8 protein-coding genes are annotated in these 17,615 nt (G+C 40.8%); 4 read left to right on the top strand and 4 right to left on the bottom strand.

The features are described 5' to 3' along the window. Nucleotides 1–122 precede the first annotated feature (122 nt). The 3 genes from LC419_RS06520 to LC419_RS06510 all read left to right on the top strand — a co-directional run bounded on the left by LC419_RS06520 (nucleotide 123) and on the right by LC419_RS06510 (nucleotide 12,867). Nucleotides 123–4,799, top strand: a complete 4,677-nt coding sequence (locus LC419_RS06520) for a fibronectin type III domain-containing protein (protein ID WP_223606582.1) — start codon at nucleotides 123–125, stop codon at nucleotides 4,797–4,799. A gap of 258 nt (nucleotides 4,800–5,057) precedes the next feature. Next, a complete protein-coding gene (locus LC419_RS06515) occupies nucleotides 5,058–10,034 on the top strand; it encodes a GEVED domain-containing protein (RefSeq protein ID WP_223606581.1) in 4,977 nt (1,658 codons plus the stop codon). A gap of 412 nt (nucleotides 10,035–10,446) precedes the next feature. Beyond that, the gene (locus tag LC419_RS06510; protein WP_223606580.1) at nucleotides 10,447–12,867 is read left to right on the top strand and encodes a fibronectin type III domain-containing protein; all 2,421 of its coding nucleotides are present in this window, start codon (nucleotides 10,447–10,449) and stop codon (nucleotides 12,865–12,867) included. 160 nt (nucleotides 12,868–13,027) lie between these two features. Here LC419_RS06510 and coaE read toward each other — a convergent pair whose 3' ends face one another. From coaE to ruvB, 4 genes are read right to left on the bottom strand one after another with little or no spacing between them, the layout of a single operon-like run. Next, the gene (gene coaE, locus LC419_RS06505) at nucleotides 13,028–13,657 is read right to left on the bottom strand and encodes a dephospho-CoA kinase (protein ID WP_223606579.1); all 630 of its coding nucleotides are present in this window, start codon (nucleotides 13,655–13,657) and stop codon (nucleotides 13,028–13,030) included. A gap of 9 nt (nucleotides 13,658–13,666) precedes the next feature. Beyond that, entirely contained in the window at nucleotides 13,667–14,533 is an 867-nt protein-coding gene (locus tag LC419_RS06500) for an MBL fold metallo-hydrolase (protein ID WP_223606578.1), read from the bottom strand. A gap of 15 nt (nucleotides 14,534–14,548) precedes the next feature. Beyond that, complete coding sequence (locus LC419_RS06495; RefSeq protein ID WP_223606577.1) at nucleotides 14,549–15,160, bottom strand: FMN-binding negative transcriptional regulator; 612 nt, start codon at nucleotides 15,158–15,160, stop codon at nucleotides 14,549–14,551. A 6-nt stretch (nucleotides 15,161–15,166) separates the two neighbouring features. After that, a complete protein-coding gene (gene ruvB, locus LC419_RS06490; RefSeq protein WP_223606576.1) occupies nucleotides 15,167–16,189 on the bottom strand; it encodes a Holliday junction branch migration DNA helicase RuvB in 1,023 nt (340 codons plus the stop codon). A gap of 199 nt (nucleotides 16,190–16,388) precedes the next feature. On the opposite strand from ruvB, the gene hutI reads away from it, so the two are divergent. Beyond that, entirely contained in the window at nucleotides 16,389–17,615 is a 1,227-nt protein-coding gene (gene hutI, locus LC419_RS06485) for an imidazolonepropionase (RefSeq protein ID WP_223606575.1), read from the top strand.

The raw sequence follows: 17,615 nt of genomic DNA, 5'->3' as shown, positions 1-17,615 counted from the left end.
TTATTCTTTTTAATACAGATGATCTGTAAAAAAATGGATGTTTCAAAGAAAACATTTGAACACCAAAAAATAGGAAACACTATACTTACTTACTATTGTTATCACTACTAAACTAAACAAATATGAGTGGATTTTTACTCTGTAAAGTGAGCAGGCCCTTTAGGGTGCTCATCACATTACTGTGTATGGTCTTCGGACTGTTGTCACAGGCACAAACAATCACTATTGGTACAGGAACCAGTACTCAGAGATATCCTTTGGCTCCCTATTACGGGCACCAGAGAGATGCTTCACTTTATACTGCAGCTGAAATAAACCTTCCTGCAGGCGGAAGTGTTCTGTCGGTGGGATGGAACGCTACAGTAGCAACGACTATCACTACTCCGGTTAAGATTTATTTGAAAACCGTTCCTGCTGCTACGACTACTCTTCCTTCACAAAACTGGGCTACTTCCACTGCGGGAGCTACTCTGGTATACGACGGAAATATCGCCAGTATACCTACAGGATGGAATACAGTGACGCTTACAAACCCTTATTATTATAATGGGGTGGAAAACCTTGTTGTATTGGTGGAAACCAACTACGGAGGAACCGGAACCGGAACATTAAACGGAAATGCCTTTACGTATTCCAGTAATGCATCAAAGCACCAATATATTGAAGGTGACAACACGCCACCTACAACTAACGGGACAATTGATGGCAACAGACCAAATATTCGATTGACTTTTGGCCCGGCACCTTCTTGTTTACCTCCTATAGGATTAACTTCAGGAGCAACGACGGCTACGACAGCAGCAATCAGCTGGACTGCACCTTCTTCTGTACCAGCAGGAGGATATGATGTATATTACAGTACAACGGCTACAGCCCCGACGGCTGCCACCGTACCTTCACAAACGGTTACTACAGGAACAGGAGTGACCCTTTCCCCATTGGTACCTAATACAACATACTATATTTGGATAAGGTCAAGATGTAGTGCGACTGACCAGAGTACATGGGTAGGACAGCTAACTGTAACTACGCCTCCTTCATGTATGGCCCCTACGGCATTAACGGTTGGAGCGGTTGTACCTACAAGTGCCAATATCAGCTGGACAGCTCCTTCAATTCCGCCTGCGGGAGGATATGAAGTGTACTACAGTACATCCCCTACAGCTCCAACGACTGCAACAGTACCTTCACAAACAGTGACAGGAACCACTGCAACACTTTCTCCACTGGTAGCCAATACTACGTATTATGTATGGGTGAGATCGAGATGTACTGCAACAGATCAAAGTACATGGACAGGACCTATGACTGTTCTTACAGGATATTGTACACCTACAGGTGGTACTTCAACTACATATTTCCTGAAAACGGTTAATACCACAGGAGCTATTACGAATTTAAATTATACTGCGACTGCTTATGCAGCGTATGTTAATAATACAGCTTCAGTAATTTCAGCGTTGCCGAGCAACACGGTAACGATGAATCTGAATACAGGAACAAGTACATATTATTATTATGTATGGATTGACTGGAATAATAATATGAACTTTAATGATCCGGGTGAAACTGTTTTGGCTACGACTACGTATGCTACAAATGGAACCGCACTTATCAATATTCCTGCGGCACAAGCCCCTGGTAATTATAGAGTAAGAACGGCAACATCTTGGTCCGGAACACTTACTCCGTGCGGACAGGCGACTTCCGGTAATTATGTAGACTTTACATTAAATGTTATCGCTTTACAGCCTTGTACTACAGCGCCTCCGGGAAATATTACCGTTTCAAACCTTACTCCGACTACGGCTCAGGTAAACTGGTTGCCTTCAACGGGAGCCACTTATGTGCTTCAGTACAGATCGCTGCCTGGAGGAGCATGGACAACGGTAAATATTACGACGCCACTTTCAAGTACTTACACTATAACAAACCTTACAGAACAGACTCAATATGAATTCCAGATCGCTACGGTTTGTGGAGGAACCCAGGGACCATTCTCTACAGCGACTCCTTTCACCACTCCGGCTATTACATATTGTACTTCTGCTTCTACAAGTACTACCATTGACGGCTTTATCAGCAAAGTTGCCGTAACTCCGAATTCTGCAATACCAATGAACAGTGATTCTGGTTTCAGTAACTATACAGATTACAGTACAGATCCGGCAAGACTGGTTACTTTGGTAAGAGGTCTTGGAAATAATACAGTGACTGTTAATAAAACATGGCCTGGAACTCAATGGTCTTTCGGAACAGGTGTTTGGATTGACTTTAACAGAAACGGAGTTTTTGAAGCGAGTGAGCAGGTATTGAGTTCACCGAGCAACACAACAAGTCCGGTTACAGCTACTTTTGCTGTTCCTGGTACTGCTGGCGGTGTTTACACTGGAAACCTTACGACCCGTATGCGTGTAGCATTGAGAGAAAGTGCTGCTGCTGCTGCCTGTGGAAATTTCACATGGGGTGAAGTAGAAGATTATGCGGTAAAACTTATTGATCAGCCGCCTTGTACTACTGCGCCACCTACAAACATTACGGTAACCAACCTTACAGCAACTACAGCTACAGTATATTGGTTCGGTGCTGCCAATGCTACATATACCATCAGATGGAAATTGGCTACAGCTGGTACCTATACCATTCCACCGGTTGTTTTGGCACCTGGCGTGAATACTTATACCATTCCGAACCTGACAGAGCAGACTAAGTATGATGTTCAGATTTCTACGACATGTGGAGGTTCTACAGGAGCATACTCTACTGCGGTACAATTTACGACACCACCACTTTCATACTGCCCTATGACTGGTACAGGAACTAACGACCACATTTCAAATGTAACGGTTACTTCTTCTAACCCTGGCGTACCAGTGATGAATAATACAACGGTACAGACTAACTATACAAGCTACATAACCCCTCAGACACTGATCACTCTTGATGCAGGTTCTGCAAACAACAAGATCTCAGTATCAAAAGGATGGACAGGGGCAACGAGCAATGTAGCAGTTTCAGCCTGGATTGACTACAACAGAAACGGAGTTTTTGAAACATCAGAACAGATTCTGAACTCGGCAGCGAATACTGCAACTCCTGTAACGAATCTTAGCTTCGCAGTTCCTGCAACAGCTTATACAGGTCCACTTACGACGACTATGAGAGTTGTGCTTAAACGTACAAGTGCTCCGGTATTATGTGTGGATCCTGTGAATGGAGAAGTTGAAGATTACGCAGTAAGAATCAGACCATGTGCTAACGGTACACCGAACCAACCGGGAATCACGGCAACACATAACTCTGCAACGCTTACCCTTTCAGGAGTTGCGAACACGACTACTTATCTGGTAAGATACAGACTTCAGGGACCTCCTCCGGGAGCCTGGACGGAAATATATGCTTCAGCATTGCTAAACAACATTCCATTGGTGATAACAGGTTTAACGCCTGCTACCAATTATGAAGTTCAGGTTGCTGCAGTTTGTGGAGATGTTATAGGTACATTTACTGCCATCAAACCATTTGTGACAAGATGCGATCCTACGCCTCCGAATGTTACGGTAAGTAATATTACCACCAACTCTGCATTGATTACATGGGCACCGCTTGCAGCGAGCTCTACGTATACTCTGGAGTGGAGAAAAGTAGGAGCACCTACATGGACTCAGGTGCCAAACATTGCTCCTCCTACCAATACTCATTTGTTAACAGGTTTAGACCCGTATACAAAATATGAAGTAAGAGTGGCTAACAAGTGCGTTGGAGAAACAACTCTTAACCCGTACTCAAATCCGAAAGTATTTACTACGGAAAGAACATGTGAGCTTCCTCCTCCGGGATTAACAATTTTACAGCTTACTCCTACATCAGCTGAAGTAACATGGGAAGGTTTCCCTGGTGCAACATATGTACTGAGATATAGAAAAGTAGGTATTCCTAGCTGGACGAATGTTTCTCTTATCACGAATACTTATACCATTACAGGATTATTGGAAGAAACAAAATATGAAATGCAGGTGATGAATATTTGTAACGGTACGCCGGGTACACCTACACCTCCATACTATTTCACTACACCTACAGTAATTTATTGCCAGATGGGTGCACAAAATTCTGTGAACGAGCATATCGCTAAGGTTACAGTAGTACCGAACGGAAGACCTAAAATGGAAAATGCTTCCGGACCTTCAAACTATACGAACTACACAGGAGTACCTGCAACGTTCATAGAATTGGTTCAGGGATCTACAGGAAATCAGATCACGATTGAGAAAAAATGGAACGGAACGAATCATGATGAAGGAATCGCTGTTTGGATTGATTTCAACAGAAACGGATATTTCGATCTTGATGAAAGAGTATTCACATCACCTCCGAACACAACAAGTCCGGTTACAGGAACATTCAGTGTACCGGTAGATGCCTATATCAGTATGACCAACTATAAGTATGTTGTAATGAGAGTGGCGATGATGAGAGACGGAGTTCCGGTGAACTGTGCGAATTTTGCCAACGGTGAAGTAGAGGATTACTCAGTAAGAATCGCTAAACCGGGAATACCAAACTCTGTGAACCAGACTGAAATCCTGATTTACCCTAACCCGGTAAGTTCAGTATTGTATGTGAAGAATATCAGCAAAAAAGCGAAATATAAGATCTACAATTCTGCAGGACAGATTATCGGTGACGGTATCTTACTAAATAACCAAATCAATGTAAGCAAACTGATTAACGGAATTTATGTTATCGATATCGAAGACAACGGTGTTACCGTTCAAAAGAAATTTATCAAAGAATAATATTTAAATTTCAACTATAGGAAGCCCTCAGAAATGAGGGCTTTTTATTTTTATATGGTTTCATCGAATCGGATTAAAATTTTTTAATTAATAATTCAATAATAGTTGAAATTTTTACTTATAATTAGATTTTTATAGTTATTTTTTTAAACCTTTTTATATTTTATTATTCATTTGTCAATGAATTGATGAAATGTGTTTTTTTTTATTAAAAAATACACTAGATTTGTGAGATTATTACAAAATATTGAAAAAGTTATGAAGAAAATTTCTATTTTTTTCTTTTTCCTTTGTTTGTTTGCAATGATCCATGCACAATGGGCACCTGCAGTATATCATGGAAAAGGAGCTAATGATAGCTCAAAATCAGACAGCTATTTCTCTTTGGATATCTCACAGCTGAAATTGCAGCTTGCCAAAGCAGAGGAAACTGGTAAAAATGCAAAGCCAGTAATCATATCTCTCCCGACCATGAATGGGAAGATTGAAAAATTTGCAGTCTACAGCTTTCCGGTTGTAGTAAAAGAACTCGCAGATCAGTATCAGCTGGGCTCTTATGTTGGAGTAGGGATAGATGATCCCTCCAGATATTTGAGGTTCAGTTTGGCACCTAATGATTTTCAATCTATGATCATTCAGGATGGAAATTATGAATTTATAGAACCTGCCAATTCGGCAAAGACAATCTACAGAGTTCATCACAAAACAGGAAAAGACAAAAAAGGTTTTGTATGTTCCTCTGAAGAAAGTGCAGGAGCGAGACATGATATCGATGAGCTTCGCCAGCAGGGAAAAGCTTTTTTTAATCAGCCTGCCGACTTTGCAAAAAATTCAGATAAGAAGTACAGAACTTTAAGGCTTGCCCTTTCGGTATGTGGAGAATATACACAATACCATGGAGGTACCGTAGCCGGAGCACTGGCCGCGATGAATGCCACTCTTACAAGAATCAATGGAGTTTATGAAAAAGATTTTGCACTCCATCTGAATTTACAGAATTATCCTAGTTTAATTTATACCAACGCTGCCACAGATCCTTATTCAGCAACTGAAGGAGGAACAGCCAACGGTATTGTGGGCTGGAACTCTCAGGTGCAGAACGTTATTACAGCTGCAGTAGGGAATGCAAACTATGATATAGGACATCTTTTTTCTCCTCCAGGAGCTGGTGGAAACGCAGGATGTGTCGGATGTATATGCCGGGATAACTTGATCCCTACAGCTAATGATAAAGGTTCAGGATGGACATCTCCAGGAGGTGGACCTCCGGTAGGAGATAATTTTGACATTGACTATGTCGCTCACGAAATAGGACATCAGCTTGGTGGTGTACATAGTTTCTCTTATGATCCTCCCCAGTTGGGATCTGCTACCAGTGTAGAACCTGGTTCAGGCTCAAGTATTATGGGCTATGCAGGAATTACCGGACCCACTACCGATGTGCAGCCACATTCAGATCCATACTTTAATGTGACGAATATTACAGCTATTCAGGCGAATCTGATCAGTAAAACATGTGATATAGAAACAGTGATTACCAATACACCCCCGGTAATCGCAGCGCTTCCTACCTATAATATTCCAAAAGGAACAGCATTTGTCCTGACAGCCTCTGCTACAGATGCGGAGAATGATCCGATGACTTTTAACTGGGAGGAGGTAGATATTGCGAATGTAGTGATTAATAATGCCAACTTAGGAGATACGCCGAATGGTCCGTCTTTCAGATCTGTAGCTCCAACAGCAAGCCCTACCCGTTATTTTCCGAGATTTTCTTCAGTGCTTGCAGGCGTTTTAAACAATGCTAATAACCTTTGGGAAGCTGTATCTACAGTAGCAAGAACTACCAAGTTTACCGTTACTGTAAGAGATAACAATCCCGCTGCCAATCAGCAGCAGACCCAATCAGCAACACAGACTATTATTGTAGGTAACAACGGTCCGTTTAAAGTAAACCCAACAGTAATATATAACAACGGACCTACGACTGTTACCTGGGATGTTGTGAATACCAATACAGCACCTTACAATGCTCCCAATGTAAAAATAGACTTTACAACAGATAACGGAGTTACATGGAATGTTGTAGCCGCATCAACACCGAATGACGGAACTCAGGCATTGGATTTTACTACTTTTCCTTTAACAGTGGGAGGTACTGCTAAAATCAGGGTGAGCGCCATCAATAATGTATTCTATGCGATCGGAACTGCGACTATTGAAACGCTTCCTATCTGTACAACCGCGCCACCGGGAGGAATTGTAGTTTCAGCGATTACACAGACTCAGGCAACAGTGACCTGGAATGCATCATTTAATGCAACCTATGTTTTCCAGTACCGTGTTGCAGGAACTACAGCCTGGACAACAGTTACTCCTGCGCCTACCATTAATACAGTAACTCTTTCCGCCCTTACAGCAGGAACCCATTATGAATTCCAGATCGCTAATGTCTGCGCAGGAACACAGGGAGCTTTTTCACCGGTTTCAATTTTTGTAACCCTGTACTGTGCTGCGGCCTCTACCAATACGGATAATGGATATATTTCCAATGTCACAGTTGGTGCTACGAATTCATATACGATGAGTAATAATTCAGCAGCAGCTAACTATACAGATTATTCATCCGATATTACAAAACTGATAACACTGGTTCGCGGATCAGCCAATAACAGTGTTTCAATTTCCAAATCATGGCCGGCTGCGTTATCAAGCAAAGCGGTAAGTGTATGGATAGATTTTAATAAGAACGGTACTTTTGAAACCATTGAAAGAGTTTTAAACGCCGCGAATAATACAACGACTCCGGTCACTGCAACATTTACAGTACCTGCAGCAGCTTATTTAGGACCCCTTACGACCCGTATGCGCGTTGTTCTCAGAGATTCCACTAACCCTGCAGCATGTGGTAACTTTACCAATGGTGAAGTAGAGGATTATGCCGTAAAACTAATAGATCAGCCTGGTTGTACTACAGCTTCGCCATCCAATATTACCATAACCAATCTTACTCCTACTACAGCTGATGTTTCATGGCTGGCAGCAACCGGTGCAACGTATGTATTGCGATACAGAAAAGTGGGAACTACTGTTTGGACTACCGTAGATCCTGTACCGGCTCCGGGAAATACTTATACAATCCCGAACTTAACAGAACAGACTCAATATGAAGTACAGGTGGCGACAAAATGTAATGGTACACAAGGTGCTTTCTCACCTTCTACACAATTCACAACGCCGCCTATTACGTATTGCCCTATGACAGGCACCGGAACGAACGACCACATTTCAAATGTAACTGTTACCTCCATCAACCCTGCACTTGCAGTAATGAATAATACTTCTGTACAAAATAATTACACGAACTATACTACACCGGCTACCCTGATCACCTTAGAAATAGGTTCTGCTGGTAATAAAATCTCTGTAGCAAAAGGATGGACAGGGGCGACCGCCAGTGATGCAGTGAGTGCCTGGATCGACTTTAACAGAAACGGTGTTTTTGAAACATCAGAGCAGATCCTGAACTCAGCATCAAGTACGACAACTCCTGTGACAGCTAATTTCGGAGTTCCTACCGGAGCTTATAACGGACCGCTGACCACAACAATGAGAGTCGTATTGAAACGTTCAAGTGCTCCGGTAATGTGTCAGAATGCAGTCAACGGAGAAGTGGAAGACTACGTAGTAAAGCTAAAACCATGTAGTACAGATACACCAACCAACCCTACGTTTACAGCAGTAACTCATAATTCAGCGGTGATTAACTGGACAGCTGCAACGAATAACCTTAGTTATCTGCTTCAGTACAGAATATTAGGAACTACAGCATGGACATCAGTATATGTTACTACTGTTCCTTATACGTTGACCAATCTGGTTCCATTTACAACCTATGAAGTACAGATCGCTGCAAACTGTGGAACTTCAACAGGTAATTTTACACCGATCAGAGCATTTACTACAAAATGTGATCCTACGCCTCCTGGTGTTTCAGTGACCAATATCACGACTAACTCTGCGTTGGTTACATGGACGCCATTGGTGACAGGTTCCACCTATGTGATGAGATGGAGAAAAGTCGGTGCGACAGCATGGACTCTTGTTAATCTGCCAGCCCCTCCTAACAATACATATTCATTAAATAATTTAGATCCGTATACGAAATATGAAGTACAGGTAGCCAATCAGTGTACGGGAGAAAGCACACCGAATCCATATTCAAATCCTGTAGTATTTACTACACTGAGAACATGTGAATTGCCTCCTCCGGGATTAACAATTAACCAGCTTACGCCTACAACGGCTGAAGTGATATGGGATGGATTCCCGGGAGCTACCTACATCCTGAGATACAGAAAAGTAGGAATTCCGAGCTGGACCAATATTCCGGTAGCGACTAACGCTCATACGATAACAGGATTGCTGGAAGATACCAAATACGAAATGCAGGTGGTGAATATCTGTAACGGAACTCCGGGAACTTACACTCCTCCGTATTATTTCACAACACCTACTGTGATCTATTGTCAGATGTCTTCTCAAAATTCAGTGAATGAACACATCGCAAAAGTGACGGTAACGCCGAATGGAAGACCTAAAATGGAAAACGCTTCAGGACCTTCAAACTATACGGATTACACTGGAGTACCTGCCACATTTATAGAAATGGTTCAGGGATCTACAGGAAACCAGATCACGATTGAGAAAAAATGGAACGGAACGAATCACGATGAAGGAATCGCGGTTTGGATCGATTTCAACAGAAACGGATATTTCGATATTGATGAAAGGGTATTCACATCACCTCCAAATACGACAAGTCCTGTTACGGGAACATTCAGCGTACCAGCTGATGCCTTTGTAAGCATGACAACCTATAAATATGTAGTGATGAGAATTGCTTTAATGAGAGATGGAGTTCCGGTGAACTGTATGAGATTTGCGAATGGGGAAGTAGAAGATTACTCTGTAAGAATCTCTAAACCTGCAGTAGCGAATCCAGTGAACCAGACGGATATCATGATTTATCCTAATCCGGTAAGCTCAGTATTGTATGTGAAGAATATCAGCAAAAAAGCGAAATATAAGATCTACAATGCAGCAGCACAGATCATTGGTGAAGGTATTCTATTGAACAACCAGATCAATGTAAGCAAGCTGATCAACGGAGTTTATGTGATAGATATTGAAGACAATGGTAAATCCGTACAAAAGAAATTCATCAAAGAATAATAATTAAATTTCAAACATAGAAGCCCTCAGAATGAGGGCTTTTTTTATGGTGCATTTTGGATGTTTTTTTTATGCTATAATTTACAAATGGTGAGTTTTTTTATACATATTGTTATTTTTGATTACATTCTCATTATTTATCTATTTTTGTTATTTAATAGTTACTTTTTCATTGTATTTTATTTATATTTGCTAAATTATATATTAAAATAATAAGATTATTGCAATTCTATTGTGAATTTGGAAAAGTCTGTTGTTTTACAATCCTATTAATGTTTAATAATACATATGTATAGTTAGGGATTAGTATATTTTATAGAATATTTGATGATTAATGGATAAGCAAATCGTTTGTACACATCCACAGATCAAAAAATGAATTGGATAATTCACAACTTATATAGAAAAAGCTATGACTAGAAATTACTCTTTTTTACCAAGGTTATTACTCCTTGTCCTTATTGGTTTTATAACAAGTGCATGTATTCCAACAACCTCACCTTTTCCATATAACGAGAGTTTTACAACCAATAATGGTAATTTTACTTTTGTAAATGGAACCCAAACTAATAAATGGTTGTACGGGACTGCAGCAGGAAATCCACCCAGAGCTATTTATATATCCAATACGGGTGTAACTGCTAATAATTATTCTGTAACGGCTGCCAGTGTTGTTCATGCCCACAGGGATATCAGTATTCCTGCAGGAACGGCAGTTTGCAGCGTATCCTTCGATTGGAGAGCTGCAGGGGAGAATGCTCAGGACTATCTAAGAATCTGGCTTGTTCCTACGAACTATACTCCAGCGGCGGGAGTGCAGATTACCCCGGCAGCAGGAAGAATAAAAGTAGGGAATGATTATAATGGACAGAGTACCTGGCAGACTTATATTAATACGAATGTGAATTTAAGTACTTTTGCTGGAACTAATACACGTTTGGTTTTTGAATGGACGAATAATGCCAGCGGTGGGACCCAGCCACCAGCTACCGTAGATAATATACTGATTACGTCCTGTATTCCTCCTACCGGACTATCTGTAGCCGCAGTTACACCCACTACCGCCAACCTTAGCTGGACTGCTCCCATTCAGGCACCGGCCAATGGGTATGAATACTATCTTTCAAACGTAAATAATGCTCCTAATAACGGAACAGCTGCTACAGGAACTTCAAATAATGTTTCTGTCACCGTATCACAACTGGCGGTAAACACATCCTACTTTTGGTGGGTACGTTCTTTATGCGGCCCAACAAATAAGAGTGCCTGGGTCCCGGGTCCCGGCTTTACTACAAAAATATGCAGTACAACTACACCTGTAGTAGCAATCAATAGCATTACGTTTAATTCAGCTTCTGTAACCTGGCCCCTCGATAATGGAGCTGATTCTTATCAGATCAGATACAGAGCTGTGGGTACAGCGGCATGGAGTGCTACAAATCAACCACCAGCATTACCTCCGGCAGCCACAAATACTATTAACCTAACGAACTTATCACCGGATACTTTATACGAAATAGAAATAGCTGTAGTGTGTAATGGTATTACAGGAACCTATTCTCATAATGAATTTACTACAAAATGTAATCCCGCACCTCCGAATGTCACGGTAAGTAATATTACAGCCAATTCAGCTTTAATAGCCTGGTCACCGGTAGCGGCAAACCTCACATATAAGATGAGATGGAGAGAAGTGGGAACCACCCCATGGAACTTTGTCAATTTACCGGTACCTCCTGCAAATACCTTTAATCTTTCAGGTCTTGCTGCCGGCAAAACCTATGAAGTTCAGATAACAAGCCAGTGTCCTCCCGAAACGTACTCAACTCCAAAAGTATTTACGACGGAAAGAACCTGTGATTTGCCTCCTTCAGGCCTTATGATTCTTCAGCTTCTACCTGCATCAGCACAAATCACATGGGATCCTTTCCCAGGGGCCACTTATATTTTGAGGTATAGGAAAGTAGGGATTCCAAGCTGGACAGAAATTCAGATGCCTAATAATATTTATACATTAACAGGCCTGATAGAGCTTACTAAATATGAACTTCAGGTGGCTAATATCTGTAACGGCACACCTGGCAGCTTTACACCTCTGTACTTTTTTACCACGCCTACAGTACAGTACTGTGGTATGGTGTCAGGAAGTTCAGCTGGAGAGCACATTGCAAAAGTTACCGTGAAACCGGTTGGCAGACCTCTTATGGAAAATTCATCAGCTGCATCAGTCTATACGGATTATACAGGAATTCCGAAGACAGCTATAGAGCTGGTTCAGGGCTCTTCTGGTAATGAGATCACCATAGAGAAAAAATGGACAGGTACAAATCATAATGAAGGAATTGCAGTATGGATAGATTTCAACAGGGACGGCGAATTTGGTATTGATGAAAGAATATTGGTTTCAGGTCTAAACAATGTAACCCCTACTAAAGGAACATTTAGTGTCCCGGCCAATGCATTTGTAAGTATGACTGATGATAAATATGTGGTCATGAGAGTTGCGATGAAAAGAAATGATATTCCTGTAACATGTACGAACTTTGCGGAAGGGGAAGTGGAAGACTATAAAGTGAGGATCTTTAAAAACGGAGTATTTAATCCGGTTAATCAGAATGATTTTCTATTTTATCCAAATCCGGTAAGCACCGTGTTGAATGTCAAGAATATCAGTAAAAGTGCTCACTACAAGCTTTATCATGCAGGTAAACTGATCGCAAGCGGGATCTTGTTAAATAATAAACTTGATGTGAGCCAGTTAGTCGGGGGAGTATATGTAATCGATATTCAGGATCAGGGAAATTCGATTCAGGGGAAATTTATCAAAAGATAAACCTTACATTTTAATAAACAAAAAGACTGTCCTTATCGAACAGTCTTTTTGTTATTATCAGAAACATGAAATCTCTTATTTTTAAGGAATAGGTGAGTAAGGTTCACCTTCCCAGATATTATTAAAAGCCTCGTCAGAATTATGTCTGACGAGGCTTTTTTTATTCAATACTGAAGATAATCCGTTCGGTCTGTTCCTTGAGATCCTCCAGATTGGTATTGTTGTAAATAATGCAGTCTGCCATTTTGATTTTATCCTTTTCGGGCATTTGCTTTTCCATGATAGTTTCTACTTCACGGTAGGTTTTTCCGTCCCTGTCCATCACTCTTTTTGTTCTGATATTATCTTCTGCAGTAACGAGAAGGGATTTGTAGCATTGCCTGTTCAGCTTTAATTCAAACAACAGTGCTGTTTCTTTAAAGACTAAATATTTCGTCTGTTTTTTCAGCCATTCTTCAAAATCGATTCTTACAGCGGGGTGTATGATTTCATTTAATTCGTGCAGCTGTTCCTTATTGTTGAAAACCTTTTCTGCGACAAATTTTCTGTCATAAAGCCCATTGGCATCATAAGCTTCCTCGCCAAGAAGTTCTTTGATTCTGATCTTTAAGTCTTCATTCTCATTCACGATGGATTTTGCCCTGTCATCGGAATAATAAACCGGGAACCCGAACTCTTCAATGAAATGGGCCACGGTAGTCTTTCCTGAACCTATACCACCGGTAAGCCCGATGATCTTGGGTGACGGTTCCGGTTCTGCTTTCTGGGTCTCTGAATGTAATTCTTCCATAATTAAAAATTAATATCCAAAAACATCATTAAAACTGTGAATCTCGTCCAATCTCACTCCTTTTTCAGTCATTTTAAGACTCGCCAGTTCATTATGGGCATCGTGCTCAAAAAACAATAAATATTCATTATCTACGCACTGTTTCAGGAATTTTCCTTTCTCTTCCATCGTAAGAAGAGGTCTTGTATCATACCCCATGACATAAACCTGGTTGATGTGTCCTGCAGTAGGAATAAGGTCTGCTGCGAAAACAATCGTTTTTTCCTGGTACTGGATCACAGGAAGCATTTGTTTTTCTGTATGTCCGTCCACAAAGATTACATCCATTTTCAGATCAGGAGCAAATCCGTAGTTGCCTGTTGTAGGAAGAGGTAGGAAATTAAGCTGTCCACTTTCCTGTATCGGAAGAATATTCTCCTTCAGGAAACTTGCTTTCTCCCTTGGATTAGGTTCTGTAGCCCATTTCCAGTGGTTTTCATTCGTCCAGAACTGTGCATTTTTAAAAGCCGGTCTATATCCGGTTCTGTCATCATTCCATTCAATAGCGCCACCACAGTGGTCAAAGTGAAGGTGCGTAAAGAAGACATCTGTAATATCTTCTCTTACGAAGCCGAATTTCTTTAAGTTTTTATCAAGACTGTCATCTCCCCAAAGCGAATAATGCCCGAAGAATTTATCATCTTGTTTATTGCCAAGACCGCAGTCCACAAGAATCAGTTTCTTGCCGTCTTCTATAAGTAGGGATCTTGTTCCCAGTTCAATCAGGTTTTTTTCGTCTGCAGGATTCGTTTTTTCCCACAAACTCTTTGGGACGACTCCAAACATGGCACCGCCATCCAGTTTAAATTTTCCACATTGTATTGGATATAGCTTCATATATATTTTTGATTATTATTTTTTTATTAATTTCATCTTTTCAGCGATCTTTCTTCCGTTCTCATCCGAATGTTCCAGCTCCGAAATGATATTTTGAAAATCATAATCCTTTCTGTTTTGAGAAAGTTTCTGTTTGATGGATATTTCTTTCGGAAATATTTTCAGTCCGAAAGCGCCCTTCATTTCCTTTTCCACAAATTCACGTCCCATATCTTTGACCATTATCGGACATTTCTGGAAATTTTCATATTTTGACGTTAATTTTTCAAGATGTTTATACAGCTCATCATCATTCATTAGCTGCACTTTTCCACAGATCTGTACCGCTTCATAATTCCATGTCGAAACATTGATATGATCATACCAGCTGCTCGAAATATAGGCATGAGCTCCCAGAAAATCGCAGAGCACTTCGTCTCCGTCCTTTAACGTTTTTGCCTGAGGATTGGCCCTTGAAATATGAGTTTCCACATACATATTCCCAGGATCATCTTCGTTAAGCATCATCATGGAATGAGTTGCTCGTATTTTTTCAACCGAAGAAATAAGTAAGGCAAACGCATTGTCTCTGATGATTTCTTTCATCAGATTATGATCTTCACTTCTGTATAACTTTGGAATAAACATAGATTGTTAAAATAATTCTCCCGGATTTCTCGGTATGGCTATATTTAAATGCTTATAGGCTTTATCGGTCACTTCTCTTCCTCTTGGTGTTCTGATAATGAATCCCTCCTGAATCAGAAACGGTTCGTAAACCTCTTCCAGAGTTTCAGGATTTTCAGCAATTGAAGTCGCCAGCGCGGAAATTCCTACCGGTTTTCCTTTGAAGTTTTCAATCATGACACGCATGATTTTATTATCCATTTCATCTAAACCAAATTCATCCACATTAAGAGAATTCAAGGCATATTTTGTAATATTGATCTCTATTTCTCCGTTCCCTTTGATCTCAGCGAAATCACGTACCCTTCTTAGCAGAGCATTCGCAATTCTGGGAGTTCCACGGCTTCTTCTCGCTATTTCTATAGCAGCATCTTCATAAATCTTACTTCCCAAAACTCTTGCACTTCTCTGGATAATCATTGATAAAAGCTCAACCGAATAATATTCAAGCCTGCTTTGAATCCCGAATCTGGCCAGCATCGGCTTGGTCAGCATTCCACTTCTTGTGGTAGCTCCCACCAGAGTAAAAGGATTTAGTCCAATTTGAACGCTTCTTGCATTAGGGCCGGTTTCCAGCATAATATCTATCTTATAATCCTCCATAGCAGAATACAGATATTCCTCCACAATAGGAGACAGACGGTGGATCTCATCAATAAAAAGAACGTCATTTTCCTCCAGATTCGTCAGTAAACCGGCTAAACTTCCAGGTTTGTCAAGAACAGGACCGGAAGTGATCTTACAGCCTACGCCAAGTTCATTGGCTATAATATTGGCCAAAGTGGTTTTCCCCAGACCCGGCGGACCATGAAGAAGAACATGATCAAGGGCACCACCACGTCTTTTGGCAGCACTTACAAAAACCTCAAGGTTTTCCAAAGTTTTTCTCTGCCCAGCAAAGTCCTTAAAACTCTGAGGACGGATCTGCTCCTCCTGCATAAGCTCTTCATGCGAGTAGTTTTCCTTATCTGGATGTAAAAAATCTGGCATTAATTCATTTCATTTACCTCAAAGATAACAAATTTAGACTAAGGTTGAGGTTTAGACTGTGAAATTTCAGGGATAGAAAAAGGCTGAGATAGAGGCTGAGGTTGAGGTAAAGGCTAACTTGGATTTAGAGGATTAATATATTTTAAGTATTTTTGAGAGTAAATTAATTATAAACAAGCGGTAGCTTAATCTTAGATCAATGAAGTTAATAGGACCCTTTAAGCAGATTGTAACATTAGCAGACCTTCCATTAAGAGGGAAATTATCTGATGAACAATTACAAGTTATTACGGACGGAGGAATTGTAGTGAATGATGGTAAAATTCAAAACATCGGAAATTTCGAAGCACTGAAATCTGAAAACCAAAATATAGAGACTGAAACCATTGAAGGAGAGCAGATTGTACTTCCCGGGTTTGTAGATGCTCACACCCATATCTGTTTTGGAGGAAACCGTGCGAATGATTTTGCGATGCGTAATGCAGGGAAAACCTATCTTGAAATTGCAGAAAGCGGCGGTGGAATCTGGAGTTCCGTACAGCATACCAGAAATGCTTCCGAAGAAGAATTATTAAGAACTTTATTGGAAAGAATCGGTTTCCTGGTATCATTGGGAATTACGACGATTGAAATAAAAAGCGGCTACGGATTAGACGTGGAAAACGAGCTGAAAATGCTCAGAATAATAAAAAAAGCACAGGAGCATACAAAAGCTAAATTAGTCCCTACGTGTCTTTCCGCGCACCTGAAGCCAAGAGATTTTGAAGGTAGCAATACAGAATATTTAAATTATATCCTTACCGAAATTTTACCCAAAGTAAAAGAAGAAGGCCTGGCCCAGCGTGTAGATATCTTTATCGAGAAGTCTGCGTTCCAACCGGAAGAAAGTAAAGATTTCCTTCTTAAAACTAAAGATTTAGGTTTCGATACTACGGTTCATGCGGACCAGTTTACACCGGGAAGTTCAAGAATTGCTGTGGAAGTAGGAGCAAAATCTGCAGACCATCTGGAAGCAACCATTGATGAAGATATTGAGTTTCTGGCACAGTCAGATACTGTGGCTACAGCACTTCCGGGAGCAAGCTTAGGATTAGGGGAGAAATTTACTCCTGCCAGAAAATTACTTGATGCCGGAGCGATTGTCGCCATTGCCAGTGACTGGAATCCCGGATCTGCACCGATGGGAAATTTAATTACCCAGGCTTCCATTTTGGCAACATTTGAAAAATTAACGACCGCTGAGGTGTTGGCCGGAATGACTTTCCGTGCTGCCTATGCATTAGGTCTTGAAGATATAGGAAAACTGGAAACCGGTAAAAAGGCAGATTTTGTAACTTTTAAAACTGATAATTTCCAGAATGTTCTGTACAATCAGGGAAGACTGAACGCAGAACATGTGTATATCGGTGGAACTCAAATTCAATAG

It is taken from the genome of Chryseobacterium sp. OSA05B, from assembly GCF_019970065.1.
GTDB lineage: Bacteria > Bacteroidota > Bacteroidia > Flavobacteriales > Weeksellaceae > Chryseobacterium.
The sequence above is the reverse complement of the archived record's forward strand: the minus strand, read 5'-3'. Positions and strand labels throughout refer to the sequence as shown.